The organism is Amycolatopsis sp. NPDC089917, from assembly GCF_040684635.1.
In the GTDB taxonomy this organism is placed as follows: domain Bacteria; phylum Actinomycetota; class Actinomycetes; order Mycobacteriales; family Pseudonocardiaceae; genus Amycolatopsis.
Genome location: NZ_JBFBGL010000085.1, coordinates 1 through 26,802, shown reverse-complemented (window position 1 = coordinate 26,802; position 26,802 = coordinate 1). Strand labels below are relative to the sequence as shown.

Here is a 26,802-nt window from a genome sequence, read left to right as displayed (position 1 = left end):
TATTCTTTGTTGCGGTTAGTCGGGGGCGGTGCTTTTTTCTTTTTGCCGTATTCGCTTTGGGGTTTGGGTTTTTTTCGTTCGTGAAAAATTTTGTTCTAACCCTCTTTGCCACTCACGACCCCGTCACGAAGCGGCGCAAAGTGCCCAAACCGGGCGGCCCCAGCTGAAAAACCGTCTCTTGTGGACAGTTGGAGTCGCGATCGGCTCCAGCGGAGAAGGCCTGCTCGACCGGAGACTCGATCACGCCATGTTCGCCTTACCTCTCAAATAACCCGCATCGCCACTCACGACCACCCGGGTTCATGCCAGGGGAAGCCGTCCGGGGCGGCGGCGGCCCTGGCGAGCAACTCCTCGTCGTGATGCCCGTGGACGTCGTCGAGGAAGGGAAAGTCCTCGGGCCGGACGGTCAGCTTGGCGACGGGACGGACCGGGACCGGACTGGCGGCCTGGGTCGGCCGGATCTCCCCGTCCGCCGGCTCGAGTTCGAAGGTCGCGGACGGCAGCAGGTACACCGTGCCGGTCCGCCACGGCCGTCGCTCCAACGCAGGCGCGCTGATCGAGAAGTGATAGCGGGCCTCGCCACCGACCCGCACACACGCGTTGCACATCGACACCGGCAGGCTGTCGCGGTCCAGGATCGCGTAGAACATCGGCCAGATCCCGTCGGCCGCGGCGAACACCGCGAGACGGCTGCCGAAATCCGTGATGTCCGGGGGCCGTCGCGGCGTGAATTCGGTGATGCCGGAGTCGCCTGAGCCGTGCAGGACGAAGTCCGCCCGGTCCGCGGCATGGCACAGGAACTGCCATTTCGGCGCGTCGAGACGGTAGCCGAAGGGCCGGTCGGGACCGGCCGCGAGTGCTTCGCCCAGCGCCTCGTCGAACCGCTCCCGCAGCGCGGCCGAGGTCGGCACGGCCGGGCGACGCAGCCAGAAGTCGGGCAGGCTCATGATTCCGACGATAGCCAGATTCAGGCGACCGGGACCGAGAGCGAAGTCCCGCCCAGGTCGAAAGTCACCCGGGCGCCGGGCGCGGGCAGCGACGGGTCGAACATGTCCGCGTCGGTCCCGCCCAGCACGAGCGCCAGCCGATGCCCGGCCGGGACGACGTGGTCGAGGCTGCTCAGCCGGAACGTCATCGTGTACGCCTTGCCGGGCACCAGCGGCTCGCCCCGCCACAGCGACCGGTGGTGGCCGAGATCCGCCCAGCCGGTCGCGACGATCTGCTTGTCCACGGTGGTCAGGTCCGCGACGGTGTCCAGGAAACATCCCGTGTCCGCGGCCGTTCCCGCGCCCCAGCAGGACCGGCTCGTCAGGTCCTTGGTGCCCAGCGCGGGGAATTTCGTGTTCCGCACGGTCGCGGGACCGTAGTCGACCAGCACCGCGCCGAGCCGCGCGCTCGGTTTGTCGGAACGGGCGGTCACCGTCACCGTGGCGGTCCCGGCGATCCGGGTGTCCGCGCGCACGGGCTCACCCGCGAAGACGACACGGTCCGGACTGGCCTGCGACGGGTTCTCCACCCACTGGGACGCCCCGCGCGCGGGGTCCTCGGTCACCGAAACCGCGCCGGACGAAGGCCTGTCGCCCAGCCCACCGGACGCCGAAGGCCACAGAGTGCGCGACCCGGCACCCGCCGGCGGCCAGCGGCGTTCGTCGGCCCACCGGTCCGGGGTGTGCTCGACGCGGATCGCGGGTTCGGTCTCAACGCCGTTGCGCACGCCGAGCAGCCACCGGTCGAACCAGCGGTGCAGGGTCCGCACGAACAGCGACCGGTCGAGGTCGAACGGGTCGACGTGCGCCGCCTGGTGCAGCCATGCCTTGCGTGGCACGCCGTACGCGTTCAGCGCCTCCCACCAGGGCCCGAACTGGATCGGGTTGACGTTGAGATCGTGGAAGCCCATCGACGCGAAAACGCTTGCGCGCACCTTGCCGGTCTTCGCGACGTAGTCGAGCCCGCGCCAGTACTCGTTGAAGTTCCCGTCCGTGCCCGCGCGCCGCGCGTTGTCCTCTTCGAACGGCTGGCACAGCTTCTGCGCCCGTTCGTTGTACAGGCCCGGGCCACCCGCCCAGCCGAAGTACGCGCCATCCGCGTTGTGCACCTCGTAGTACGAACTGACCCCCGCGATCGGCACGATGGTCTTCAACCCGTCGATCCCCGACGCCGCCATCCCGATCGCCGTCGCCCCGTCCTGCGACTTCCCGATCGCGCCGACCGACCCGTTCGCCCAGCCCGCGCGGACGCGTTCCGGTCCGAACGGCGTCCGGAACGCGTTCGCGCGCCCGTTGAGCCAGTTCACGACCCCGTTGCCGGAGGCGACGTCGTCGAAACACCCGGACGAGCGATTGGTGCCCCCGACGTCGACCAGCACGACGGCGTAGCCGCGCGGGACGAAGTAGTTGTCGTAGAAGAGCGGGAACTGCGACGGCGTGCCGTCGGGGAGGTAGGTCTTCGGCTGGCGCTCGTTGCCGCGCCCGATCTTCTCGAAGTACGGGCTGACGTCCATGATCACCGGGACGCGCTGCCCGCGCGCGGCCGGTTCGGCCGGGCGGATGATGTCGGCGGCGACCCGGTCGACCTGGCCGTCGCGGTCGAGGTCCTGGCCGGTCTCCACCCAGGCGGTCTCCCGGATGGCCTTCTCGTAGGAGAACACCGGTTGGCTCACCCCGTCCCGAAGGTCGAACGCGGGCGGTGCCGCGATGGCCGGCGCGGCGGTGAGCAACAGCATCGCCACGACGGTGGCGGTCGAAGTCTTCAGCCCCATCGTCCGAGTATCGCTTACAGAACCCGAACATTTCCCCCACATTCCTCGTATCCGCCCGCGCGACGCTCTTCGCATGCTGAAACACACCATCGCCGTCTGCCTCACCGCGGCCGGTCTCGTCGCTCTCGCCCCGGCCGCCTCGGCCCAGACCGCGCCGATCACGCTCAGCCCAGAGGAGTCCCAGCAGCTGTGCGCCGAATGGCTGCCCAAGCTCACCGAGCGCACCACGAAGCTCACGGACCGCGTCAACGGCGGGCCCGAGGTCCGCGGTTCCGTCGCGAACCTCAAGGCCAGGGCCGAGGACCAGCGCAAGAAGGGACACAACGACACCGCGGACAGGCTCCAGAAGCGCGCCGACAAGCGCGGCGGACGGCTTCCCGAGCTCACCGCGGCGAAGCAGAAGCTGGACGCCTTCGCGAACGCGCACTGCAAGGCGGGCAAGTGAAGCGCCTCCTGGCCGCGACCCTCGCCGCGCTCGCCCTGTTCACCACGGCCGCGTGCACCGACGAGAAGCCGACGTCGAGCCCGTCGCCGGGTTCGGCACCGGGCGAGCTGAGCGACGTGCAGCGCACGCTCGACTCGATCGAACAGGACATGGCCGGCGACCCGGCCCCGTGACAGGATCTGCCGGTGACGACACAACCGGGACGCGGGCTGGTGCTGGTCGTCGAGGACGACCCCGCGATCGCCGAGCTCGCCTCGCTGTACCTGCGGCGGGACGGGTTCGGCGTGCGGGTCGAGGCGGACGGCGGCGCGGCACTGGCCACGATCCGGCGGCTGCGCCCGGTCGCGATCGTGCTCGACATCGGGCTGTCCGGAATGGACGGTATCGAGATCTGCCGGACGCTGCGCGCGGACGGCGACTGGACGCCGGTGCTGTTCGTGACCGCCCGCGACGACGAACTGGACCGCTTGCTGGGCCTGGAGATCGGCGCGGACGACTACCTGACGAAACCGTTCAGCCCGCGTGAGCTCTCGGCCAGGGTCCGGACCGTCCTGCGCCGCGCGGCCGGAGCGGCGCCGCCCGCCGAGACGTACACGGCGGGCGGTGTCCGCGTCGACGTCACCCAGCGCCGTGTCTGGGCAGCCGGCGCCGACGTCGCGCTGACGTCGACCGAGTTCGACCTGCTCACCCATCTGGTGAAACGACCCGGCCAGGTGTTCAGCCGCGAGCAACTGCTCAGTTCCGTCTGGGGTTACGCGGCATCGGCGGGAACGCGGACCGTCGACGTCCACATCGCCCAGCTGCGCGGGAAGCTGGGCGGGCACAGTCCGATCAGGACGGTCCGCGGGATCGGCTACGCGGCGGACGCCGGATGAGACGGACGTCGCTGGCGCTGCGGATCACCGTGGTGTGCCTGGCGATCGCCGCGGTCGCGGTGGTGGTCGCCGGGCTGGTCGCGGCCCGGCTCATCCGCACGACCGGGACAGACGTGCTCCGGCAATCGCTCGCGGCGCAGGCCGACGTGGTCGCGAGCCAGCTCGACGAGACCGGGATCGGCAACCGGCTCGGCATCGGCAAGGCCGCGGAAGTCGTTCGGGGGCAAGGGATCGACGTCGTCGTCCGCCGTCCGAACGGAGCACTCGACGGCGCCGGGACGGTGGCGGCGATCGCCGCCACCAAGTCAGGGTTCACGCGCTCGGGCACGGTGGTCGTCGAAGGCCAGCAGTACCTCGTCGAAGGCCGCGCCGTCGGCGCGAAGGGCGCCGCGTTCGCGCTCGTCCAATCGACCAAGCTCGGTGAAGCGCGCGGACGGACGCTGGTGCGCAACACCGTCTTCGCGCTCGGCGCCGGCCTGGCGGTCGCCGCGATCGCGGGACTGGTGCTGAGCCGGATGCTCTCGCGGCCGTTGCGCCGGGCCGCGTCGGTTGCGAGCGGGATGCGATCGGGACGCCGTGACCTGCGCGTTCCGATCGAAGGGCCGTCCGAGGTCGCGGACGTGGCGAAGTCGGTCAACGAACTCGCCGACGCGCTCCAGTACAGCGAGGCGCGGCAACGCGAGTTCCTGCTGTCGGTGTCGCACGAACTGCGGACGCCGCTGACCGCCGTCACCGGTTTCGCCGAGGCGATCGGCGACGGCGTGGCCGAAGGCGAGGACGCGCGCCGGGCCGGGCAGACCATCCACCGCGAGGCCACCCGGCTGGAACGCCTGGTCAGCGACCTGCTGGAGCTGGCGAGACTCGGCGCCGACGAGTTCCGGCTCGATCCGGCACGCCTCGACCTCGCCGCGCTCGTCGACGAATGCGCCGACGCCTGGCGGCTGCGGTGCGCGCGGCAGGACGTCACGCTGCTGGTGGAACGGCCCGCCGGGGAGGTCGCGGTCATCGCCGATCCGCGGCGGCTCCGCCAGGTGGCCGACGTGCTGGCCGAGAACGCGCTGCGGGTGACCCCGGCGGGCGCGCCGATCGTGTTCTCGCTGGTGGCCGCCGAGGGACAGGCCCGGCTGGCGATCCGGGACGGCGGGCCCGGCCTGGCGCCGGAGGACTACCCGGTCGCGTTCGAACGCGGCGTGCTGAACAAGCGCTACCGCGACAGCCGCCCGGTCGGTACGGGCATCGGGCTCGCGCTGGCCCACGGCCTGGTCACTCGCATGGGCGGGACGCTGGCGGCCGGTCCGGCGCCGGAAGGCGGGGCGGCGTTCACCGTCGCTTTCCGGTTAGGGTGATCACGTGGAGATGTTGCACCTGCGGTACTTCGTGGCCGTCGCCGAGGAACTGAACTTCTCCCAGGCGGCCAGGAAACTGCACATGGCCGCCTCCCCGCTGAGCCAGCGGATCAAGAATCTCGAACACGAACTCGGCCACCGGCTGTTCGATCGCAGCACGCACCACGTCACGCTCACGGCGGCGGGTTCCGCGTTGCTGCCGATCGCGCGAGAGGTCCTGGATCAGGTCAACGCGATCCCCTGGCGGCTGCAGGAAGCGGTGAAACCGCGGCGGAGCACCGTGTTCGTCGGCATGCCCGCCGGCGTGCACCCGGCGCTGCGGGAACGTGTCAAACGGCTGGAAGAACGCTGTCACGACCGGTTCGAAGTCAAACGCTGGCCCGGGACGACGCCGGATCTGGTCGCCGCGGTGCACGAGGGCAAACTCGCGCTGTCGCTGGTCCGGATGCCCGTCACCGATCCCGCGCTGGAGATCGTCCCGGTGCAGGTCGAACGGCTCGGCGCCGTCGTCCCGGCCGACCGGTTCACCGGCCGGGAAACGGTGGACATCGCCGAATTGAGTGACCTGTCCTACATCCCATCCGCTTCGGAGAGCATTCCCGCCTATTCGGACGATATGGACCGGAAATTGTCGAACGCGGGAATCAGGAAAAGGCTCAAATTCGGCGGAACCGAGTATTCGGGCATTTCCGAACTGGTGGCGAACGGGTCGTCGTTCTCGATCACCATGCTCGATCCGGCCAGCCCGATGCATCTGTTCCTGGTCGACGGCGCCACCATCCTGCCGTTCGCGGATTTCCGGCCGCAACTGGAGACGGCCTTGGTGTGGCGACGCGATCGCGCGGAGGACGGCGACCTCGCCGAGCTGGTCGCGGGCGCCCGGGAGATCTTCGCCGAGCCGCTTTCGACCTGACACTGGTCGCGAGCCGGTCCATCCCGCCGCCCGCATCGGTCCAATTCGGACACCAAGAATGGTATGACCACCGCGGTCATACCATTCTTCGTTTCTTGATCATTCCCTTTACCGCTATTCGCGCCTAACTTCGGAAGTAGAGCGAACAACGGCGAAGGGAAGCAAAATGACTCAGACCGCCACCGGACCGCTGGACGGCGTTCGCGTGATCGACCTCTCGACGGTCGTCATGGGCCCGTACGCCGCGCAGATCCTCGGCGACCTCGGCGCCGACGTGATCAAGATCGAGTCCCCCGCCGACACCGTGCGAGTGGGCAAGTTCCGCACGACGCCGGGGATGACACCGCTCAACCTGAACGTGAACCGCAACAAGCGCAGCGTCGCCCTCAACCTCAAGGACGAGGAGCAGCGCGAGCAGGCGCTCAAGCTGATCGACACCGCCGACGTGCTGATCACCAACATGCGCCCGGGCGCGCTGAGCAGGCTCGGCATGAACTACGCCGACGTCGCCGCGCGCAACCCTGGCCTGGTCTACGCCCACGCGCAGGGCTTCCGCGGCGACTCCGACCGCGCGGGCCACGCCGCCTACGACGAGACCGTGCAGGCGTCGTCCGGCTTGGTCGACGTCGCGAACCGCGCGCTGGGCAGGCCGGTCTACCTGCCGACGATCATCGGCGACAAGGTCTCCTCCCTGACCATCGCCTACACCGTGCTCGCCGCGCTCGTGCACCGCGACAAGACCGGCGAGGGCCAGCGGGTCGAGATCCCGATGACCGACACGCTGATCGCGTTCAACCTGGTCGAGCACCTCGCCGGGCACGTGTTCGAGCCCGCGGAGAGCCCGACCGGCTTCGGCCCCTCGATGAACCCCGGGCACCAGGCCGTGCACACCAAGGACGGCATGGCCTGCGTGATCCCCTACAACCCGCAGAACTTCCGCGACTTCTTCCACGCCGCCGGGCGGCCGGAGCTGGCCGAGGACCCGCGGGTCAACGGTGACGCGATCGACGGCGCCGACCACGAGGCGCTCGCCGGGATGATCGCCGAATGCGCCCCGGCGCTGACCACCGAGGAATGGACCGAGGTCTGCGCGAAGCACAGCATCCCGATGGCCCCGGTCCTCGAACTCGACAAGGCGCAGGACGACGAGTACGTCCGCGACGGCCACCTGCTCGACGTCGTCGAGCACCCGAGCGAGGGTGCGATCCGCACCATCGGCATCCCGGTGAAGTTCTCCGCGACCCCCGGTTCCGTCCGGCGCCTGGCTCCCTTGCCGGGCCAGGACACCGAAGACGTCCTGCGCGAACTCGCCACCACCCGCTGAGGAAGAACCATGAGCACCGACGAAGTAAGGACAGAACGGGTCGGCACCACGCTGCTGATCACGATCGACCGGCCGCAGGCCCGCAACGCGGTGAACGCCGCCGTCGCGGCCGGTCTGGCCGAAGCGCTCGACCTCCTGGAAACCGATCCGGGCCTGCGGGCCGGGGTGCTGACCGGCGCGGACGGCTCGTTCAGCGCCGGAATGGACCTCAAGGCGGCGCTGAAGGGCGAGTCGCCGGAGATCCCCGGCCGCAGGTTCGGCGGGCTGACCGAGGCCGAGTCGTCGAAGCCGCTGATCGCGGCCGTCGAAGGCTGGGCCATGGGCGGCGGGTTCGAACTGGCGCTGGGGTGCGACCTGATCGTCGCCGCCGAGGACGCGAAGTTCGGGCTGCCCGAGGTGAAGCGCGGGCTGATCGCCGCCGGCGGTGGCGTGATCCGGCTGCCGAAGCGGATCCCGCACCACCTGGCGATGGAGTTCCTCCTCACCGGCGAGCCGATCGGCGCCGAACGCGCGGGGCGGCTGGGCCTGGTGAACCGGGTCGTCCCGGTCGGCGAGGCCGCCGCCGTCGCCCTGCAGCTGGCCGAACAGCTCTCCGCCAACGCTCCCCTGGCGCTGGCCCTGGTCAAGAAGATCGTCCGCGCGGCGGACGGCGTTCCCGACGCGCAAGCGTTTGCCTCCCAGCGTTCGGAAATGCCGGCGCTGATGAAGTCCGCCGACGTCCGCGAGGGCATGCAGGCCTTCGCCGAACGCCGCGCTCCCGAGTGGACCGGTGAGTGAAATGAAGCAGCAAGATGTCCTCCGGCACGTGACCACCCCGCTCACGAACCCGGCGTACGCGCCGGTGGTGCCCCGGTTCACGAACCGCGAGTACCTGAACATCGTCTACCGCACCGACGCCGACGCCCTGCGCGCCGTCGTCCCGGAGCCCCTGGAGATCGACGAGCCGCTGGTGCGGTTCGAGGTGATGAAGATGGGCGACGTCAGCGGTTACGGGCCCTACACCGAGTCCGGGCAGGCGATCCCGGTCAGTTTCGAGGGCGAGCGCGGCGAGTACCTGCACGCGATGTACCTCGACAACTTCCCGGCCACCGCGTCCGGCCGCGAGATCAGCGCCTACCCGAAGACCATCGGCTCGCCGAAGCTGTTCGCCGAGAACGGCGCGCTCGTCGGGACGCTCGACCACGGCAGCCAGCGGGTCGCGACCGCGACCATGGGCTACAAGCACCACCGCTTGGACGTCCGCGAGGCCGAAGCGCAGATCACCGTGCCGACGTTCATGCTCAAGACCATTCCGGACTACGACGGTTCGCCGCGGGTCTTCGAACTGGTCCGCACCGAGATCACCGACGTGGTGGTCAAGGAAGCGTGGACCGGACCCGCGCGGCTGCAACTGTTCCAGCACGTCCTGGCCCCGCTCGCCGACCTCCCGGTGCTGGAGGTCGTGTCCGCGAGCCACATCCTCACCGACCTGACGCTCGCCCCGGTCAAGCCGGTCTTCGACTACTTGAAGGGAGCACGGTCATGACTTTTCGCACCGCCGCGGTGATCGGCGCGGGCACGATCGGCCTGTCGTGGACGGCGCTGTTCGCGGCGCACGACATGGAGGTCTGGGTCTCGGACCCGCGGCCGGATCTCGCCGACGCCGTCGCCGGCGCACTGGAGGCGTTCGCCCCGCATCTCGGCCGGGACGTCGCGGACCTCGCCCCTCGCGTCCACCTCGCCGCTGACGTCTCCGAAGCCGTCCGGCACGCGGATGTCGTGCAGGAGAACGGACCCGAGAGCGTCGAGTTCAAGAAGGACCTGTTCGCGACCCTGGTCCGTGAGGCGCCGTCGCACGCGTTGCTGCTCAGCTCGTCTTCCGCGATCCCCTCGACGGCGTTCGCGACGGACCTCGACGACGCGTCGCGAGTCCTGATCGGACACCCGTTCAACCCGCCGCACCTGATCCCGCTGGTCGAGGTCGTGCCCGGCGAGCGCACGGATGCCGCGTCAGTGGACCGCGCCGTCGAGTTCTACCGGTTCGTCGGCCGCACGCCGGTGGTGGAACGTAAGGAGATCCCCGGGTTCGTCGGCAACCGGCTCCAGAACGCGCTGAGCCGCGAGGCGATCTACCTGGTGGAACAAGGCGTCGTGTCACCGTCCGAACTGGACGCGGTGATGACGAACTCGCTCGGCATCCGCTGGTCCACGGTCGGGCCGTTCCTCGGCTCGCATCTGGGCGGCGGCCCCGGCGGCTACCGGCACATGGCCGAGCACATCGGCAAGTCGATGAAGAAGATGTGGGCGGGACTGGGCCGGCCCTCGCAGTCCCCGGAAGAACAGGAACGGCTCATCGAAGCCGTGGAATCCGCTTACGGCTCCTCCACGTACTCGGAACTCGCCGAGACGCGCGACCGCAAGCAGCTCGCGGTGCTGTCCGCTTTGGACACCGCCGCCAAGGAGGAGAACTGACATGGACGACCAGCTGATCGCCGACTTCTACGACTACGAAGCCCTGCTTCCCGAGGAGGAGCGCAAGCTGCTGCTCAAGGCGCGCGACTTCATGCGCACCGAGGTCAAGCCGCTCGTGAACGAGAACTGGGCCAAGGGCGAGTTCCCGCACGAACTCGTCGGCAAATTCCGCGAACAGGGCCTCGCCGGGCTGCCCTACGAGGGTTACGGCGAGCACCTCCCCGCCACCAGCCACCTGCTCAGCGGCATGATGGCGATGGAGATGACCCGCACGGACCCGTCCGTGGCGACGTTCTTCGGTGTCCACAACGGACTCGCGATGTACAGCATCTACTCGGGCGGCGACCGGGAACAGCGTGACCGCTGGCTCCCGTCGATGGCGGCGATGGACAAGATCGGCGCGTTCGCGATGACCGAGCCGCTCGGCGGATCCGACGTCGCGGGCGGCATGCGGACCACGGCCAAGCGGGACGGCGACACCTGGATCCTCAACGGCGCCAAGAAGTGGATCGGCAACGCGACCTTCGCCGACCTGGTCATCGTCTGGGCCCGCGACGAGGACGACAACAACGTCAAGGGTTTCGTGGTCGAGAAGGACTCGCCCGGGTTCGTCCCGGTGAAGATCGAGAACAAGTTCGCGTTCCGGATCGTGGAGAACGCGGAGATCACGCTGACCGACGTCCGCGTGCCGGAGGCCAACCGGTTGCAGGGCATCGACTCGTTCCGCGACGTCGCCGAGATCCTGCGCGCGACCCGTGGTGGCGTGGCCTGGCAGGCGCTGGGCGTGATGATCGGCGCCTACGAGCTCGCGCTGGACTACGCCAAGGAGCGCAAGCAGTTCGGCCGCCCGATCGCGCGGTTCCAGCTGGTGCAGGACCTGCTGGTGAAGAGCCTCGGCAACATCACCGCGTCGTGGGGCATGCTGGTGCAGCTCGCCCGGCTGCAGGACGCCGGGATCTTCAAGGACGAGCACTCGTCGCTGGCGAAGGCGTTCGTGACCTCGCGGATGCGGGAGGTCGTCGCCTGGGGCCGGGAGATCTTCGGCGGCAACGGGATCGTGCTGGACAACGACATCATGCGGTTCTTCACCGACGCCGAGGCGATCTACTCCTTCGAAGGCACCCGGGAGATGAACACGCTGATCGTCGGGAAGGCCATCACCGGCCAGAGCGCCTTCGTATGACCTGACGGCCGTTCCGTGAAGGCCTCCTTGAGGGACTCTGGGTCCCTCAAGGAGGCCTTCACGGACTTGCGTCTAGCGGTATTTGGTGCCGCAGGTGTTTTGGGTGCTGGAGGAGAAGCCGTCGCGGAAGGCGGCGACCCTGGCGAAACCGGCCGGGAGCGTCCGGCCCCGGACGTCCGCCGCGATCAGGCTGTTCCGCGTCAGCATCTCGGCGATGGCCTCGTCGAGGTCGCCCGGCGACAACGTGAGCGATCCGCGTTCGCCGTCCACGATGGTCGAAGCCCAGTAGCCGGTGAGGCACGCCGTGCGCTGCGCGGCCACCGGACCGTCGAGCCGGAACCCGCCCTCCTGCTGGACCGCGAGGGTGTAGCGCGACGCGACTTCGGCGAACGCGGCGAAGTCGCCGATGCCGCCCTGCCGCCCCCTGCGCGGCGGGGTCCCGATGCGGACGAGGCCGTCGAGGTCGAGGGTGATCTGGTTGGACTCCGAGCAGTACGACGCGAGCGCGTCCTCCGTCGTCACGCCGCAGGCCGCTCCGGTGGTGAGCGTCGGCGGCGTGGCCGCGAGCCGGAACGCCTGCCGGAGGCTGGTGGTGAGGTCGGCGAGGGCCTGGCGGTCGTCGAGCCGGACGTTCTCCGCCGCCGCCCGTTCGTTCGCCGCGGCCGAACCGAAGCCGCCTTGCGTGCTGCGGCCCTCGACCTCCCGTTCGTCGATCATCGCGCACCGGGCGGGCCCGTCGGTGAAACCGAACTGGAACGCGGAAACCCGGTCGAACGCGTTGCCGTGCGCGCCGTCGTCGGAGAAGGCGACCCCGGCGGAATCGCGGATCTGGAACAACGCGGTGAGCACCTCGTTGAGCCCGCGTCCGGTGGACACCTGGAACATCGACGACTTGCCCTCGGCGACCCAGCGGAAGTACGCCCCGGTGTAGCAATCGGCCTGCTGTTCCTTGACGATCGACGGCGTCGCGCCGGACAGACCCAGCCGGACCTGGACGGCGTGGCCGATCTCGTGGGCGAGCACGGCCATGACCGCCGCCGAACCGAGGGAGTCGCCGAGCCTCGGGAGCAGTTCCCCGCGATCCCACGCGACGACGTCCTCTCCCGCGCAGTAGAAGGCGTTCACCAGCCCGGCCGTCGAAGCTCCGCAGATCACCTGGCCGCGGCCCGTCGAATCGTACGAGGCGAGCCTGGCCAGCGGCCGGAAATCACGGTCGAAGACCGCCGGCAGGTGCTCCCGCCAATACCGCTGGACGTCGGCGACGGCGTTGGCCGCGAGCTTGTCGATCTCACCGCCGTCCCCGCCGTCGACGGGGAGCGCGGCGTCGAGCACGCCGGGCTTGAGACCGCTGGGGCCGTCGGTGACTTCGAGCCCGGCGACGCGGGTGGGGTCCACCGGTCGCGCCACTCCCCCTACCGTCGCGGCACAACCGGTGAGGAACAGAGACAGGCTCGCCACGATCGCCCAACCGGACCGACGCTTCATCACACCATTCCCGTCTCTGTGTCGTCCCCGACAGCGGGGACACGGACGACGGCCCAGTGCGGTTCAAAAGAATCTTGGGGAAGTTTCGGTACACCCCGAGCGTCAGTTGACGCAGCCGGCCATCTCGGGCGGCGCGGAAGGCGTGGAGGACTTGCCCGCGGAAGACGACGAAGGCGGAGCGGCGACGGAGGAGGTCGCCGCCACCGGCTTGACCCCGATCCCGCCGGTCGTCTCCCCCACCGCGGCGACGCTCGTCGACGTCAGCGCGGACTTCACGAACGCCTTCACCGCCGCCGGGTCCACCTTCACCGCGTCGCCGTCGGACGGTGTCGGCAAGGAAAGGCTCTGGACCGGGATCGTCTGGAACTTCAGCGCCCCCGAGCTCATCCCCCGCAGCTGCTGCGCGAAGCTCAGCACGTCCCAGCCGCGGTCGAGCACGACCGAACCCTGGATCGCGTCGATCAGCGCGCTCAGCCTGGTCGGATCGGTGAACGTCCCGGCGTCCAGCACGGTCTTGGCCATGCTCGACAGGAACGCCTGCTGCCGCGCGATGCGGTCGAGGTCGCTGGGCAGCCCGTGCCGCTGCCGCACGAACGCGAGCGCCTGCGCGCCGGAAAGCAGCTGCTTGCCCGCGGGGAACGAAGCCCCGGAGAACTTGTCCTGCACCGGTTCCTTGAGGCAGACCTCGACCCCTCCGACGGCTTCGCTCAGCGCGGAGAACCCGGCGAGGTTGACCGCCGCGTAGTGGTTGATCGACAGCCCGGTGAACTGCTCGATCGTCTGGATCGTGAGTTTGGCGGCCGCCTCGTTGGCCTTGACCTCGAGCTGCGCGCCGGTCAGGCCCTGCGCGCGCAGCGAGTTCATCGCGGCGTTCTTGCCGCGGCTGTACGCCGAATTGATCTTGTGCTTGCCGAAACCGCCCGCGATGTCCACATAGGAATCGCGCGGAATGGAGATGGCCGTCGCCGCGGCGCCGCCCGCCGGGATGTGGACGACGATCATGGTGTCGGTGGTGTCGCCACCGTCGTCGCTGGCCCCCGCGTGCAGAGCGTCGAGGACGTTCTGTGGCAACGGGTTCCCGTCCGGGCCGGTCCGCGAGTCGATTCCGACGAGCAGGATGTTCTGCGCCACCTGCAGCGGCGCGCCCGCGGGGCCTTCGGGCACCTGAGCGGACGGCGCGATCACGTCGGCCGTGACGATCCCCGCGTCCAGACGGCTCAGCTGGGTCCACGCGAAGCCCGTGACCCCCAGGACGGCCGTCGACACCAGGCCCAGTGCGACGCGGCCGCCGATCCGCCGTCCTCGCGACGTGAGCAGCACGACCCTCTCCCCGCTTTCGTGAATGATCCCCCGTGGTCGAGGATCACCGCGTTAGCTGGGAATTAGCTGAGAAACCTGTCATGAACGGGTCTTAAAGCCCGATCGGCCCAGCCGAAGTGACCAAGGAGACAGTCGTCCGCGACACCGTGTGCCGAAACGATCGCGCAGCGCTTCCTAGCGCGGCATACGGCGCCAGATCGCCCGTGGCACCACGCGCATCACTGAGAACACGAGCCTCAGCAGTCCCGGCACCCACACGGTTTCCCGGTGCTTCCGCAGCGCCGCGACAGTCGCGTCCGCGACCTGATCGGGCGTGCTCGAGAACGGCGCGGGCGACATGCCCTCGGTCATCCGGCCGATCACGAAGCCGGGCCGCACGAGCAGGAGGTGCGCGCCGGAGCCGTGCAAGGCGTCGCCCAGGCCGCTCGCGAAGCCGTCGAGACCCGCCTTCGCGGAGCCGTAGACGTAGTTCGCCCGCCGGACCCGCACCCCGGCGACCGACGAGAACACCACGAGGCTTCCGCTTCCTTGCTCACGAAGCACAGTGGCCACATGCGTCAGCACACTCACATGAGCCACATAGTCGGTGTGCACGATCGCGACGGCGTGCGCGGCGTCCGCTTCGGCCCGCGCCTGATCGCCGAGGATCCCGAAAGCGGTGACGACGACGTCCAGCGGACCGTGTTCCGCGACGACCTTCTCCAGGAACGGACCGTGTCCGGCGAGGTCGTCGGCGTCGAACTCGACGACACCGACCTTCTCCGCTCCCGCGGCCCGCAGCCGCTCGGACTCCGTGCCCAGGTCCGCGCTCCGCCGGGCGGCCAGCACGATCTCGCGCGCCCCGCCCTGGGCGAGCCGTTCCGCGACCGCGAGGCCGATCTCGCTGCGTCCGCCCAGTACCAGCACCGTTCCGCTCACGCGCCGCAGTCTGCCAGGCGGGGACCGGCCGCCCGCGAGTGGCACGGTTCACAAACTGCAATTTTGCAGTCTCTGCATCTTTAGGCGTATCGTCGTGCTCATGCCCGAACCCGTCAAAGGTCTCCGCGAGCGCAAGCGGCTCGAAACCCACCGCGCGCTGGCGACCACCGCAGTCCGGCTCGTCGCCGAACGCGGTCTGGACCAGGTGACGGTCGAGGACATCAGCGCGGCGGCGGGGGTTTCGCCGCGGACGTTCTTCAACTACTTCCCGTCCAAAGAGGACGCTGTCGTCATCGCCCACGCCGACGCGGCAGAGCGATCACAGCGCACCATCGAGAAATTCCTTGCCACGCCGAAGGAAGTCAGCACTCCACGCGCCTTCGTCGACGCGTTGAAGGAAGACTTCGCCCAAGTCGACGAGAACCGCGAAGAGTGGCTCGGCCGGATGAAGGCCATTCAGGAGAACGCCACCCTGCATTCGCGCGCGGTCACGATGAACCACGACACCATCGCGCCGATGATCGAGGCGATCGCGCGCCGCACCGGCCTCGATCCCAAGACCGATCTGTATCCGACGTTGCTGCTGTCCACGCTCGGCGGCGCGGTCAACGCGGTACTCATGCGCTGGTACCAGCACGACGGCCGGATCTCCGCGATCGATCTGCTGGACGAAGCCGTCGAAATGCTTCTCGCCGGGCTTCCCGAGCCCGGCGGCCGCGCGCGCTGACGCGCCCGGCATCCCAGGAACACGAAGGGGGACACCCATGTCCGTATCCACGACCGAACCACGAGGACCGGAGGCCCCGGCGGGCTCGATGGGCCGCAAACAGGTCCTCGAAGCGATGTCGGGGCTGATGATGGGCATGTTCGTCGCCATCCTCGCCTCGACGGTGGTGGCGAACGCGTTGCCGCGCATCGTTTCCGAACTGGGCGGCTCGCAGTCCTCCTACACCTGGGTGGTCACCACCGAACTGCTCGCGATGACCGCGACGGTGCCGCTGTGGGGCAAGCTTTCCGACCTGTACAACAAGAAGCTGCTGATCCAGCTCTCGCTCGGGCTGTTCGTGGTCGGTTCGCTGGTGGCCGGGTTCGCCGGCAACATCGAGCTCCTGATCGCCAGCCGCGTCGCGCAGGGCATCGGCGCGGGCGGGCTCACCGCGCTCGCGCAGGTCATCATGGCCGCCATCGTGTCGCCGCGGGAACTCGGGAAGTACTCGGGGATCTTCGGCGCCGTGTTCGCCGTCGGGACCATCGCCGGCCCGCTGATCGGCGGCGTCATGGTGGACACCTCGTGGCTCGGCTGGCGCTGGTGCTTCTTCCTGGGTGTCCCGTTCGCGGTCGCGGCGATCCTGCTGCTGCAGCGCACCCTGAACCTGCCGACGATCCGGCGGGACGTGAAGGTCGACTACCTCGGCGCTTTCCTGATCATGGCGGGCGTCTCGACGCTGCTGGTCTGGTCTTCGCTGGCCGGGCACCAGTTCGCGTGGGGTTCGTGGTGGACCGTCGGCCTGGTGACCGCCGGCGTGGTCGTCCTCGCGCTCGCCGTCTACGTCGAGTCGAAGGTGGCCGAGCCGATCCTCCCGCTGGGGATGTTCCGCAACCGCACGATCAGCCTGACCACGCTCGCGAGCTTCCTGGTCGGTGTCGCGATGTTCGGCGGGACGGTGTTCCTGTCGCAGTACTTCCAGCTGTCGCTCGGCAAGTCGCCGACGGTGGCCGGGCTGCTGAGCCTGCCGATGATCTTCGGCATCCTCGTGTCCTCGACGGTCTCGGGCCAGCTGATCAGCCGGACCGGCAAGTGGAAGAGCCATCTGCTGCTCGGTTCGGCCCTGATGACCGTCGGGCTGGCCCTGCTGGGCACGCTCGACTCGAAGACGAACCTCGTCGTCCTCGGCGGATACATGGTCGTCCTGGGCGTCGGCGTCGGCATGCTGATGCAGAACCTGGTCCTGGTGGCGCAGAACGACGTCGACGCGCACGACCTCGGCACGGCGACCTCGACGCTGTCGTTCTTCCGCAGCCTCGGCGGCTCGATCGGGGTGAGCGCGCTGGGCGCGGTGCTGGCGAACCGGGTCACCGCGCTGATCACCGAGGACCTCGGTCCGCTGCCCGGTGGCGGCGAAGGCGGCGCGGTGCCGAACATCGCCGCGCTGCCCGAACCGGTCGCGGGCGTCGTCCGCGACGCCTACGGGGAAGCGACCAGCGAGCTGTTCCTGATCAGCGCGCCGGTCGCGCTGCTGGTCGTCGTCGCCGTCGCCTTCCTCAAGCACAAGCCGCTCAAGACCCAGTCGGGCAACGAGCGGCTGGCCGAGGAGACGGCCGTCGCCTGACCTGCCACGAAAGAGGGGCCCGGTTCGCCGAACCGGGCCCCTCTTTTCGCGCGCGCCAAAACCCCCAGGGGAATTCAGTCGCGTGATCGAGTCGTTTCAGGCGGCGTTGCCGACGCGAATCAGACGGCGCCGCTCGCTACTGGTCAAGCCGCCGAAAACGCCGTGGGCCAGCCCGTTGTCCACGGCATAGGCCAGGCACGCCGAAATGACCGGGCACCGGGCGCAGACGGCCTTCGCCCTGGCAGCCTGCCGGGCGCCGGGACCGGTTTCGGTGACCGGAAAGAACAGTTCGGGATCCTCACTGCGGCAAGCGGCGTCGGCCAGGTCACCCACCATCCTCGTTTCCATTTTCCTATCACCTCCTTTTCTTCCGATTTTCCCTTCCTCGTCAAACGACTTCCGCCCGCACGCGGGTATCCACCCGGGTCCGCGCCCCAAACATCACCTTGACCGAATCGTTACACTCAGCGGCCCGCTCGCTGCACCTGTTCTGGTGAGGGCATTCGCGTCAGGCGGCTGAGAGCGGTGAGTGCGGGTGATGGGCCACGACGGGTTCGACGAGTTCTTCCACGCCGAATTTCCGCTGCTCACCGGCTTCTTGTGCAAGGCGGGGTTCGCACTCGATCCGGCACGCGACGCCGCGGCGGAAGCGATGCTCAACGCCTACGAGGACTGGCGGACCATCACGCATCCGAAATCATGGGTCCGCCGTGTCGGGCACCGGCGGGCGAAGGAACAGACCGCGGTCCGGGCCGACTGGGCCTTCGCCGACAGCGGCCGGGAGGACAAGCTCACCGTGCTCGCCGCCGAGGCGTCGTCCGTCCTGACCATGCTGGGGCGGCTGCCGAAACGCCAGCAGCTAGGCATGGCCTGGGCGCTGGACGGCTTCACACCCCGCGAGATCGCCGGGGTGCTCGGGATCGCGGACGAGGCGGTCAGCGCGACCTTGCGTCACGCACGGGGTCGCCTGGAGGAGCACGACGCCGAGTCCGCCGGCCGCCTGGACAGCGCCAACGACGCCTTCGTCGACGCGCTGCGCGTCGGGCTAGACAGCGAAGACACCCTGTCCCGGATCAAGAACCGCGCGATGATCAGGGACCTCTCCCTGGTGGAGCCGGGCGCACCGGCCGACGCCGAGCCCGAGCAGGCGGCCCCGTCCCACTGGTACACCCTCGACGAACCGGTCGCGGCCGCCGGACGGGGTGACCGGCGGGCGCTGAGCCACCTGCTGACCACCATCCGCCCGCTCGTGATCCGCTACTGCCGGGCGCGGATCGGCAGACAGGAGCGGACGTACGTCTCGGCGGACGACGTCGCGCAGGAGGTCTGCGTCGCGATCCTCCGCGCCCTGCCGACGTACCGCGAGCGAGGACGCCCCTTTCTGGCCTTCGTCTACGGCATCGCGCAGCACAAGGTCGCCGACGCCCGCCGGGCCGCCGCCCGCAACCGCTCCGAGCCCGTCGCCGAGGTCCCGGACGGGATCTCGGAGTCCGCCGGACCGGAACAGCAGACGCTGCACAACGAATTGAGCGACCGGATGGGCGAACTGCTGCGGATCCTGCCGGACAAGCAGCGGGAGATCGTCGTGTTGCGCATCGTCGTGGGCCTGTCGGCCGAGGAGACCGCCGGGGTGGTCGGGTCGACGGCCGGCGCTGTTCGCGTTGCGCAGCACCGGGCCTTGGGCAGGCTTCGCAAGATTCTCACGGAGGAGTAGGGACTCGTGAGTGGTGAGGACGGTTCCGCGTGGGCCGGGACCCGACCCACGCGGAACCACCAGCCTCACCCAGGCAGGCGGATACCGGTCCGTTCCGACCGTCCTCACCACTCACGAGTGATCACGGGCGGCAGCGTTCGGCGGTCGCCGCGGCCTTGGTGAGTTCCGGGGAGTCCAGCACTGCCTTGACCGGGTCGAGCGCGCCGTGCGTGTCCTTCTGGGCGGCCATCAGGCCGTCGACGGCACGGGCTTGCGCGGCCGTGTCACTCCTTTTCGCCGCGTCCAGGTCGGCCTTCGCCTTCACGACCTTGTCGTTCGCCGCGGTGTACTTCCCGAGGAAGTCCTTCTTGGCCGCGTCGGCGGCGGGGACCGGCGCGGCAGGCAGCGCGTTGAGACCGTCGACCGTCTTGCCCAGGATGGTCGCGTAGTGCCCGAGCTGGTCGCTCGTGCTCTTGGTGATGGCCTCGACGGTGTCGCCACCGGCCGCGGGCATCTTGTTGTTGCCGTCGATGAAATCCCTGACGGCGCCACAGAACCCGTTCATCCAAGTCACCGCGGCCGCCGGATCGGCGGCGGACGACGAGGGCGCCGCGGGCACCGATTGCGTCGCCTGCGGCGCCGGATCCGGCGTGCAGCCTGTCAGGGCCATCGCGATTCCGAACACGGCCAGCGTCTTCTTGGCGGCAAGCATGTCTGTTTCCCCTCTCTTTCCGGCACGTGTCCCGGCCGGCGCGAGGACTTTGACACGGCGGAACGCGCGCGGTCTGCGTCATCTGACTCAGAACAGACGCCCCGCGCTCGAATTCGTAACGTTCGAGGCACGGCGGCCGGAAGGCGTAACGGGGTGCGGACGGACGGCGAGTACCGCATTACCCCTGTTCGCTTCGAGGAGACCCAGCCGAAGAGGTAACACCATGGCCATCAAGATCATCGCAGCGCGGCTCGAAGGCGGGAAGTTCCACGAAAGCATCACGAAGCTGCGCTGGGTGAATCCCGGTAGCGGCGAAACCGGCGAGAGTTTCGTTTCCGCGATCGTGACGTGGATCGAAGACGACGACGGGAAGGCCTATGTGGACGAGGGAATCCACCGGGTGGCCGTGGAGATCATCAAACCGACCTACGGCCCCAAATTCCTCCGCACGCGGGCGGACGGGATCTGGAAGGACAACCTCGTGGAGCTTCCGCGGTTCTGAGGCGGAATAGTCCACAGTGGACAACGAGACCAGAAGTGGGCCGGGCCGGGCTCGAACCGACGGCCAAGGGATTATGCGACCGGTGCTCCCGTATGTCAGCCAGTGTCCTCGGATGCTGGCTTCCGCAGGTCAATGCCGGTTTCACCTCGGACCGAGTACCGCAGCGTGCCGGCCTGTATCGGGCTTCACGTGGGCAACGGAGCCCACTCGGAGACCGCGCCGTCCGCACCTTTTCGGCGATCTTCCGTTCCAAGCTCAGTTCGTCGGCGAGCAGGGCGAGTATCTCGTCAGTGCTCGGTTTCAGCAGGAGTCCACTGACCTGCGCCGCCAGCACGGGCTGATACCTCTGCACGCGAGGAAGCAAAGCCTGGCCGAGCCGAACCTTGCATTGTTCCGACGTGAGGCCGGCGGGCATCTCGTCCCGGGGTGAGTTCACGTCGACCACGGTGCGCGGCCGGTCGAGGCCACCAAAGCAGCGCACCGTGACAGCGAGATGTGCCGACGACGCGCCATCTCCCTCAGCTCACCACCTGCCCGCTCACGGTTGACACCTCGAGCGACCAGAACGGCCTCCGCCCGCTCGACATCACCAACGGGCACGATCGCTTTCCTGCGAAAAAACACTACGCTTCCTCCGGCTGCGCTTCACGACGACTCAAGGCATCTACCCACGCGCCGCGAACCTCAACCGTGGAATCCGACGGCCCCCGGTTTTCCCGGCACGAAGGAGAAATACGGGTCGGCGGCGTTTGACGGGACGCCGATGCGGGCACCACCAGCCCAGTCCCCATCGTGGCCGCGATTCGTTTCGCCGCTCCAGGAAAGTGAGTCACCATGATCGTGCTCGGAGTCATCATCCTCGTGATCGGCCTGATCGTCGGCATCCCCGTGCTGACCACCATCGGCGCCGTCCTCGCCGTCGTGGGCGTGGTTCTCGCGATTCTCGGCGGCACGGGACGCAAGGTGGGCGGCCGCGCCCACTGGTTCTGAGCCGATCGTCGTCCGAACCGACTGCCCCGGTCCACGTTTCACCGGGCCGGGGCCGAGTTCTTCCCCCTCCCCCACACCATTTCCTTTTCACCGCACCTGCGAGGACCACGATGTCTGAGCCGCCGACCCCAGAACCCGTCCCGGCGGAGCTACGGGCCCTGGCCGCCGAGGCCGACGCTCTCGCCGAGCGGACCGAGGAGATGGCCGCTCGGCTGGAGGCCGCGGACGACGGACATCTGCAACGGCTGGCGCAGCCGATGACCAGAGCCACCGGCGATTTGGCCGACTACACCGGCGAGATCGCCAGGACCGCCGCGTACCTGACCCGCGTCCGGGTGTCCCGCGATCCCCATCTGTGCGACGTCCCCTGGGGCGTCTGCCCCATCCACGGTGTCACCCTGCACTCGCTCGGAGACCGGGCTTGGTGCACCGCCACGGGCTGTGGCCACTCCTGGGATTACGACCGCCTGCACACCCCCTGCACGGAACCGGCTGCGGCGATCGCCACCGATCGCGACGATGTGACCGGCTCGCTCTGCTCGGCCCACGCCTCAGACGCCGAGCAGCGACTGGACGGATGCAGCATCGAATATCTCGATCACCGGGCGACGAACGGCCGACCGCCCTCCTGAGGACCGAGGCTGACCGAGTTCCCGGATGGTGACCGCGCATTGGACCACTCAGGACGTGCCGAGCCTGTTGTGCATGCCGCCTGACCACACCCGGCGACGCGGCGGGGCGCCGGGGCCGTTGGCATGATGACCAGATGGAACGAATGCTGTTCTGGACCGGTGCGGACCAGTGGCGAACCGAAGTCTGCGAGGTCGGCTGGTCCGATACCTCGCTCACCGCGATCGGCACCCAGGCCGGTGTGGCGCCGCTGCCCTATCGGCTCGACTATTCGCTGACCACCGGCGACGAGTTCGTGACCGATCGGCTCGACGTGACCGTGCGCGGCGAACACTGGAATCGCCGGCTGTGCCTCACCCGTATCCCCGGCGGCACCTGGACCGTCGACGCCGATCACCAGGGCATGGTGGGCCTACCTGATCCCGGCGGCGACCCCGCGGCGCTAGAGGGGGCTCTCGACTGCGATCTCGGGCGCTCACCACTGACGAACGTGATGCCCGTGCGGCGCCACCGCCTGCACGAACAGGCGGGCGGGGCCGACTTCCTCATGGCCTGGGTCTCGGTGCCTGATCTGAGCGTGCACCCGTCCCGGCAACGCTACGAGCACTTGCACCCACCAGTCGATGGGATCGGGCAAGTTCGCTACATCGGCGCGCACCGAGGTTTCGAAGGTGACCTCGACATCGACGCGCACGGTTTCGTCCTGAACTACCCCGGTCTGGCCCGCCGAGTCCCGGCTCCCGCTTCAGCTGACACCACGTGACGGTTGAGAGCGTCACGGTGCTGATTCACTCATGGGCGCGGGGTGCTGCCCGCCCGGCGATGACGTGACTGCCGAGAACGAGGCCGCGACCGGGTCGGTGGCCGTTCGCTCTCCGGCGAGGTGGCCGGGGTACGGGTCGATCTCGGCGCGACCTGGGTCTCCCGGCGGCACACGGCGATCCGCGACCTCGCGAGGCGGGCCGGGTGCACCACGACCGGCCAGTTCGATCAGGGGCGCAACGTCCTGTGGCTGGCAGGCCGGCGCCGCACCTACCAGGGCACGATTCCCACGGTCTCGCCGGTGGCGCTGGTCGACATGGCGCGCGTGCAGCTGGCGCTGAACAAACTCGTCGCGAGCATCGACGTCGACGCGGCTTGGCACTCCCCCGAGGCCGGTCGGCTCGACGCGATCTCCTTCGGCGAATGGCTCGACCGGAAGAACGCGCTGCCTGCCACCCGTGCCTTGATGACCGTCGTCAGCAAGGTGCAGTGGGGCTGCAGCCCCGGGGACGTCTCGCTGCTGCACGCGTTGCGCTACATCCGCGCGGCGGGCGGCGTCGACCACATGCTCGACGTGGAGGGCGGCCAGCAACAGGAACGGTACGTCGAAACCACCCAGGAGATCGCGAAGCGCGTCGCGGAGCAACTGGGTGACCGCGTGGTCCTCGGCACACCGGTTCGCCGGATCTCCCAAGACGACTACGGCGTCACGGTCCGCACCGATTCGGGTGAAAACACGGCGAAGCACGCGATCGTCACGGTCGCGACGGAGCACCGCGCCGGGATCGAGTTCGACCCGCCTTTGCCCGAGCAGGCCGAGGGACTCGCGAACACCTGGCGCATGGGGGGGTGCTGAGCAAGGCGTTCGTCGCCTACGACAAGCCCTTCTGGCGGGCCGACGGACTCTCGGGCGAGGCACTGACCGACACCGGGGCCGTGTTCATCACCTTCGACGTTTCACCTGATGCCACCGGGCCAGGCATCCTGATGGCGTTCTGCGACCCCCGCGTGTTCGATGGCTTCGACCTCGATCATCGGCGCAGCAGGGTCCTCCAGCAGCTCGTCCAGCTGTACGGCACGCAAGCGAGCGCGCCCATCGACTACCTGGACCACTGCTGGGGAGAGGAACCGTTCGCCCCGGGAGGCCCAAACCCGGCTGCCGGTCCTTACGCGACCACGAGTTACGGTCCCGCTCTCACCGAGCCGCACGGGCGCGTTCACTGGGCAGGAACGGAAACCGCAGGCGAGTGGGCGGGCTGCATGAACGGCGCCGTCCTGACCGGTCAGCGCGCTGCCGAGCGCGTCGCGGCCGCGGTGGCGCGCGAATCCCAGGAGGTGTCGGTGCGATGAAGGACATCTTCTTCCTGCTCGCCGACGTGTGGATGATTTTCGTCGGCTATTTCTTCGGCTGGAAATTCATCCGCCGCTACGGCAACTACCTGCTCGGTCTCGAATAATTGGTCGTCGCGACCTCGGGCAGCAACTTCCTCGTCTGGTCGTTGCTCGGCGCCGACGAGGGCAGCGTCCTTTACCGCATAGCGTACTTCTTCGACGCCTTCTCGCGGTCGGTCGGCATCACGCTCATCCTCGTGATGGGCCTGATGAAGGTCACCCGGAACTACAGGCCGAGCCTCGCTGTCGACATCGGCGTGTTCGCGCTCGCCACCGCGGCCGGGCTGTTCCTCCGGCATTTCCACGGCGAAGACCCCCGCGTCGACTACGACGCGTTCGCTGTCGCCGCGTTCTACGTCGTGGCCAACCTCGCCGCAGCGGTCTTCCTGGGGTACTTCGCCAAACGGCTCTGGACCATCGGCGCGCGAGGGACGGCGTTCTGGACGGGACTGGTGACCGCCGCGGCGATCGTCATCGCGATCACCTACGACTTCTTCCCCTTCCCGTTCGACGACGCGAACCGCACGATCTTCTACACCGCCGCGCTGGCGACCTGGGGAACCCAAGGATTCGTCTACTTCTTCGCCTACCGTGCACTGCACGACCACAACGCGGCCTCGGGTGTGAAGACAGTGCAGGAAGCGGGTGCGTCGTCGTGAACAGGCAGTCGTACGCCGTGGTCGATCCGGCGACCGGCGAGCTGGTACGGGAGTATCCGGACGCGGACCGAGAATGGTCGAAACAGACCGTGCCTCAGCGCGCCGGTCTGCTGGACACCGTCGCCGCCCTCCACACCGCGCGCAGCGGCGAACTCGCCCGGATCGCTCATCGGGAGATGGGCAAGCCACTGGACGAAGCCGTCGCCGAGGTCGAACTCGGCGCGTCGATCTAGTCCTTCTACGCCGCGAACGCGCACACTTTCCTGGCCGACGAGCCCGTCGAACTGCTCGACGGGGCGGGCACGGCGTTCCCCGCCGCCAGCCGGCGGCGCCGTGCGCACCGTCCGGAGGATGACCGCGTATCAGTCGCCGCTACGTCGTGCTCGTCCTGTTTCGTCTCGGAGCGCGAGTTCTGATGTCGCTTCCTCCACCTTCCGTTCGAGACGCGCGTCGTTCTCGAGCAGAGTGAGCACTTCGGCGTCGCCCAGCTCGAGCAGCAACACGGTGATGTGCACCGCCAGGATGGGCTGATGGTTCTGCACCCGCGGAAGCAAAGCCTGACCGAGCCGGGCCTTCCGCTGCTCCGGGCTCAGCCCGGCGAGCGTTTCCGCGGTCACTTCGGAGGACGGCATCTTCAGCTCAGACGGATGGCCGCACGCCATACCGCGATCCGGCTCATTGACGCATGAGTCGCGTCGGCCTCAGCCATCCGCGCCACCGCTTCGTCACTCATACCGCCTGCATACCCACTCGCCCGCCGGTCAAACCCCAGATCAGGAGGGCAACCTAGCGCCGCGCGGCCTGCCAGGACTGTCCCGCCAGGCCGCCGGAGATAAGGCATCGCCCTCAGCCCCTTACCTCGCCTGATCAGGGAATGAGCGAAGGTAAGGGGTCAAGTCAGGTGCGTCTCCAGGTGATCACCCGATGCTCCAGCGCACCCCTCAGGACGACTCTGATCACTACCAATGAGACACAGAGTTCCTGAAGGGGCAATGATCGTGATGAACAGCAACGACGTCCTTCTCACCGGCGTGCTGGCCGAGGTCGACTACCGCGCCGAGCAGATGATCAAGGCGGGCCGCAACGCCTGGATCGACCGGGCACGCCGCGCGGGCAAACGACTTCGTGCACACCGCACCCAGACCCGGGCGACAGTCCACTAGCGCCGAGCCCTCACGCGTCCCACCCGGCCGGGGTCGTGAGGGCTTCGCCGCGGCTAACCTGTCAAGACCGCAGAGTGCGGCGACACGCGTACCGGTGACGAGCACCGTGTCGCGACTCGCCGACGCGTGTCCATTCCTGCCATCCAGAGAACGAGGTCCGCGAAGCGTGATGAAGCAGCAGCAGATCCTCGACGCCCGGCTGGACGATTGGCGAAAGCTCATCCGGGCCCTCCACGCGCGGTTCCTCACCGGTGACTTCGCCAAGGGCCTCGCGTTCGTCACCGCCGTCGGTGAGGCCGCCGAACGCGCCGGCCACCACCCCGACGTCACCCTGACGTACTCCTTCGTCGACCTGAAACTGATCAGCCACGACGTCTCCCGGATCACCCAGCGCGACATCGACCTCGCCCGGCAGATCAGCGAGATCGCCCGCGCACAAGGGATCGAATCCGACCCGAGCGGGCTCTCCGAACTCGAACTCGCCCTGAACTCCGCCGACCTCGCCGCCGCCGGCCCGTTCTGGACCGCCTTGCTCGCAGGCGAATTCACCGGCGACGACATCGTCGACCCCGACGGACGACTGCCCTCGCTCTGGTTCCAGCACACCGACGCGCACGAGACTCCACGCCAGCGTTTCCACCTCGACCTGTGGCTACCGCACGACATCGCCCGGGAACGCATCGCGGCCGCGGTGGCCGCGGGCGGACGAGTGGTCTACGACGACGAAGCCCCTGCCTTCGTCGTCCTGGCCGATCCTGAAGGCAACAAAGCCTGCGTGTGCACGTTCCTCGGCCGCTGAGCCACGTCGCCCGTGGCGGCCACCACAACCTCCTTGGGGAACGACCAGCCGCGGTCGCGGCTGATGTTCGGGACATAGCCGTTTCCGCCGCAACGGAAACCCGCGGCACCCCTGTGTGTGGTGGCGGGTGATGTCACAGCTCGCCGAGGTGT

General features: G+C 68.8%; 30 protein-coding genes and 1 pseudogene. 23 read left to right on the top strand and 8 right to left on the bottom strand.

Annotated features, from left to right (window positions below; translation table 11 throughout):
• Positions 1-284 precede the first annotated feature (284 nt).
• Positions 285-947, bottom strand: coding sequence for a hypothetical protein (locus tag AB0N89_RS37055; protein ID WP_364215040.1), 663 nt, complete (start codon positions 945-947; stop codon positions 285-287).
• Positions 948-967: 20 nt separating this feature from the next.
• Complete coding sequence (locus AB0N89_RS37050; protein ID WP_364215037.1) at positions 968-2,758, bottom strand: CocE/NonD family hydrolase; 1,791 nt, start codon at positions 2,756-2,758, stop codon at positions 968-970.
• A gap of 73 nt (positions 2,759-2,831) precedes the next feature.
• Here AB0N89_RS37050 and AB0N89_RS37045 point away from each other — a divergent pair, with 73 nt between their 5' ends.
• The 10 genes from AB0N89_RS37045 to AB0N89_RS37000 all read left to right on the top strand — a co-directional run bounded on the left by AB0N89_RS37045 (position 2,832) and on the right by AB0N89_RS37000 (position 11,295).
• Positions 2,832-3,203: a hypothetical protein gene (locus AB0N89_RS37045; protein WP_005166641.1), complete on the top strand. Its 372-nt coding sequence runs from the start codon at positions 2,832-2,834 to the stop codon at positions 3,201-3,203.
• Positions 3,200-3,376: a hypothetical protein gene (locus AB0N89_RS37040; protein WP_364215033.1), complete on the top strand. Its 177-nt coding sequence runs from the start codon at positions 3,200-3,202 to the stop codon at positions 3,374-3,376. Before AB0N89_RS37045 ends, AB0N89_RS37040 begins: the two co-directional genes overlap by 4 nt.
• A 12-nt stretch (positions 3,377-3,388) precedes the next feature.
• On the top strand, positions 3,389-4,078 hold the full coding sequence (locus tag AB0N89_RS37035) for a response regulator transcription factor (protein WP_364215030.1): 690 nt from the start codon (positions 3,389-3,391) through the stop codon (positions 4,076-4,078).
• Positions 4,075-5,424, top strand: a complete 1,350-nt coding sequence (locus tag AB0N89_RS37030) for a HAMP domain-containing sensor histidine kinase (protein WP_364215027.1) — start codon at positions 4,075-4,077, stop codon at positions 5,422-5,424. The genes AB0N89_RS37035 and AB0N89_RS37030 overlap by 4 nt, the downstream gene beginning before the upstream one ends.
• A gap of 4 nt (positions 5,425-5,428) precedes the next feature.
• Complete coding sequence (locus AB0N89_RS37025; protein ID WP_364215024.1) at positions 5,429-6,337, top strand: LysR family transcriptional regulator; 909 nt, start codon at positions 5,429-5,431, stop codon at positions 6,335-6,337.
• A gap of 166 nt (positions 6,338-6,503) precedes the next feature.
• Positions 6,504-7,661, top strand: coding sequence for a CoA transferase (locus AB0N89_RS37020; protein WP_364215021.1), 1,158 nt, complete (start codon positions 6,504-6,506; stop codon positions 7,659-7,661).
• Between the two features lie 9 nt (positions 7,662-7,670).
• Positions 7,671-8,438, top strand: a complete 768-nt coding sequence (locus tag AB0N89_RS37015) for a crotonase/enoyl-CoA hydratase family protein (protein ID WP_364215018.1) — start codon at positions 7,671-7,673, stop codon at positions 8,436-8,438.
• A gap of 1 nt (position 8,439) precedes the next feature.
• Positions 8,440-9,186, top strand: a complete 747-nt coding sequence (locus AB0N89_RS37010) for an acetoacetate decarboxylase (protein ID WP_364215015.1) — start codon at positions 8,440-8,442, stop codon at positions 9,184-9,186.
• Positions 9,183-10,112 carry a 3-hydroxyacyl-CoA dehydrogenase NAD-binding domain-containing protein gene (locus AB0N89_RS37005; RefSeq protein WP_364215012.1) on the top strand — a complete coding sequence of 310 codons (930 nt, stop codon included), beginning with the start codon at positions 9,183-9,185 and terminating at the stop codon, positions 10,110-10,112. Before AB0N89_RS37010 ends, AB0N89_RS37005 begins: the two co-directional genes overlap by 4 nt.
• A gap of 1 nt (position 10,113) precedes the next feature.
• Entirely contained in the window at positions 10,114-11,295 is a 1,182-nt protein-coding gene (locus AB0N89_RS37000) for an acyl-CoA dehydrogenase family protein (RefSeq protein WP_364215009.1), read from the top strand.
• Positions 11,296-11,367: 72 nt separating this feature from the next.
• Here the strand turns inward: AB0N89_RS37000 and AB0N89_RS36995 are convergent, their stop codons facing one another.
• The 3 genes from AB0N89_RS36995 to AB0N89_RS36985 all read right to left on the bottom strand — a co-directional run bounded on the left by AB0N89_RS36995 (position 11,368) and on the right by AB0N89_RS36985 (position 15,018).
• Entirely contained in the window at positions 11,368-12,702 is a 1,335-nt protein-coding gene (locus AB0N89_RS36995) for a neutral zinc metallopeptidase (RefSeq protein WP_364215006.1), read from the bottom strand.
• 180 nt (positions 12,703-12,882) lie between these two features.
• Positions 12,883-14,100 carry an LCP family protein gene (locus AB0N89_RS36990; protein WP_364215003.1) on the bottom strand — a complete coding sequence of 406 codons (1,218 nt, stop codon included), beginning with the start codon at positions 14,098-14,100 and terminating at the stop codon, positions 12,883-12,885.
• Positions 14,101-14,274: 174 nt separating this feature from the next.
• The gene (locus AB0N89_RS36985; RefSeq protein ID WP_364215000.1) at positions 14,275-15,018 is read right to left on the bottom strand and encodes an SDR family NAD(P)-dependent oxidoreductase; all 744 of its coding nucleotides are present in this window, start codon (positions 15,016-15,018) and stop codon (positions 14,275-14,277) included.
• 100 nt (positions 15,019-15,118) lie between these two features.
• Between AB0N89_RS36985 and AB0N89_RS36980 the strand changes: the two genes are divergently transcribed.
• Positions 15,119-15,745, top strand: a complete 627-nt coding sequence (locus AB0N89_RS36980) for a TetR family transcriptional regulator (protein WP_364214997.1) — start codon at positions 15,119-15,121, stop codon at positions 15,743-15,745.
• Between the two features lie 37 nt (positions 15,746-15,782).
• Positions 15,783-17,348, top strand: a complete 1,566-nt coding sequence (locus AB0N89_RS36975; RefSeq protein ID WP_364214994.1) for an MDR family MFS transporter — start codon at positions 15,783-15,785, stop codon at positions 17,346-17,348.
• A 96-nt stretch (positions 17,349-17,444) separates the two neighbouring features.
• Here the strand turns inward: AB0N89_RS36975 and AB0N89_RS36970 are convergent, their stop codons facing one another.
• The gene (locus AB0N89_RS36970) at positions 17,445-17,696 is read right to left on the bottom strand and encodes a WhiB family transcriptional regulator (RefSeq protein ID WP_364214991.1); all 252 of its coding nucleotides are present in this window, start codon (positions 17,694-17,696) and stop codon (positions 17,445-17,447) included.
• A gap of 190 nt (positions 17,697-17,886) precedes the next feature.
• On the opposite strand from AB0N89_RS36970, the gene shbA reads away from it, so the two are divergent.
• On the top strand, positions 17,887-19,062 hold the full coding sequence (shbA, locus tag AB0N89_RS36965) for an RNA polymerase sigma factor ShbA (protein ID WP_364214988.1): 1,176 nt from the start codon (positions 17,887-17,889) through the stop codon (positions 19,060-19,062).
• A 121-nt stretch (positions 19,063-19,183) separates the two neighbouring features.
• On the opposite strand, the gene AB0N89_RS36960 is transcribed toward shbA, so the two are convergent.
• Positions 19,184-19,753, bottom strand: a complete 570-nt coding sequence (locus AB0N89_RS36960) for a hypothetical protein (RefSeq protein ID WP_364214985.1) — start codon at positions 19,751-19,753, stop codon at positions 19,184-19,186.
• 223 nt (positions 19,754-19,976) lie between these two features.
• On the opposite strand from AB0N89_RS36960, the gene AB0N89_RS36955 reads away from it, so the two are divergent.
• The 8 genes and pseudogenes from AB0N89_RS36955 (at position 19,977) to AB0N89_RS36920 (ending at position 24,921) form a co-directional block, all read left to right on the top strand.
• Positions 19,977-20,255, top strand: coding sequence for a DUF3892 domain-containing protein (locus AB0N89_RS36955; protein WP_364214983.1), 279 nt, complete (start codon positions 19,977-19,979; stop codon positions 20,253-20,255).
• 834 nt (positions 20,256-21,089) lie between these two features.
• Positions 21,090-21,245 (top strand): hypothetical protein, encoded by a 156-nt coding sequence (locus tag AB0N89_RS36950; protein ID WP_101607226.1) that lies wholly within the window; start codon positions 21,090-21,092, stop codon positions 21,243-21,245.
• 110 nt (positions 21,246-21,355) lie between these two features.
• The gene (locus tag AB0N89_RS36945; protein WP_364214981.1) at positions 21,356-21,877 is read left to right on the top strand and encodes a hypothetical protein; all 522 of its coding nucleotides are present in this window, start codon (positions 21,356-21,358) and stop codon (positions 21,875-21,877) included.
• Between the two features lie 143 nt (positions 21,878-22,020).
• Positions 22,021-22,638, top strand: coding sequence for a putative glycolipid-binding domain-containing protein (locus tag AB0N89_RS36940; RefSeq protein ID WP_364214978.1), 618 nt, complete (start codon positions 22,021-22,023; stop codon positions 22,636-22,638).
• A gap of 96 nt (positions 22,639-22,734) precedes the next feature.
• Positions 22,735-23,493, top strand: a pseudogene (locus AB0N89_RS36935) (FAD-dependent oxidoreductase); the annotation flags it as partial.
• Positions 23,487-23,987 carry an FAD-dependent oxidoreductase gene (locus tag AB0N89_RS36930; protein WP_364214975.1) on the top strand — a complete coding sequence of 167 codons (501 nt, stop codon included), beginning with the start codon at positions 23,487-23,489 and terminating at the stop codon, positions 23,985-23,987. The pseudogene AB0N89_RS36935 and the gene AB0N89_RS36930, both read left to right, overlap by 7 nt.
• 107 nt (positions 23,988-24,094) lie before the next feature.
• Positions 24,095-24,688 carry a transporter gene (locus AB0N89_RS36925; RefSeq protein WP_364214973.1) on the top strand — a complete coding sequence of 198 codons (594 nt, stop codon included), beginning with the start codon at positions 24,095-24,097 and terminating at the stop codon, positions 24,686-24,688.
• A complete protein-coding gene (locus tag AB0N89_RS36920; protein ID WP_364214970.1) occupies positions 24,685-24,921 on the top strand; it encodes an aldehyde dehydrogenase family protein in 237 nt (78 codons plus the stop codon). Before AB0N89_RS36925 ends, AB0N89_RS36920 begins: the two co-directional genes overlap by 4 nt.
• A gap of 129 nt (positions 24,922-25,050) precedes the next feature.
• Here the strand turns inward: AB0N89_RS36920 and AB0N89_RS36915 are convergent, their stop codons facing one another.
• A complete protein-coding gene (locus tag AB0N89_RS36915; protein WP_364214968.1) occupies positions 25,051-25,320 on the bottom strand; it encodes a hypothetical protein in 270 nt (89 codons plus the stop codon).
• A gap of 366 nt (positions 25,321-25,686) precedes the next feature.
• Between AB0N89_RS36915 and AB0N89_RS36910 the strand changes: the two genes are divergently transcribed.
• A complete protein-coding gene (locus AB0N89_RS36910) occupies positions 25,687-25,851 on the top strand; it encodes a hypothetical protein (RefSeq protein WP_364215046.1) in 165 nt (54 codons plus the stop codon).
• Between the two features lie 169 nt (positions 25,852-26,020).
• The gene (locus tag AB0N89_RS36905) at positions 26,021-26,650 is read left to right on the top strand and encodes a 4a-hydroxytetrahydrobiopterin dehydratase (RefSeq protein WP_364215043.1); all 630 of its coding nucleotides are present in this window, start codon (positions 26,021-26,023) and stop codon (positions 26,648-26,650) included.
• Positions 26,651-26,802: the final 152 nt, after the last annotated feature.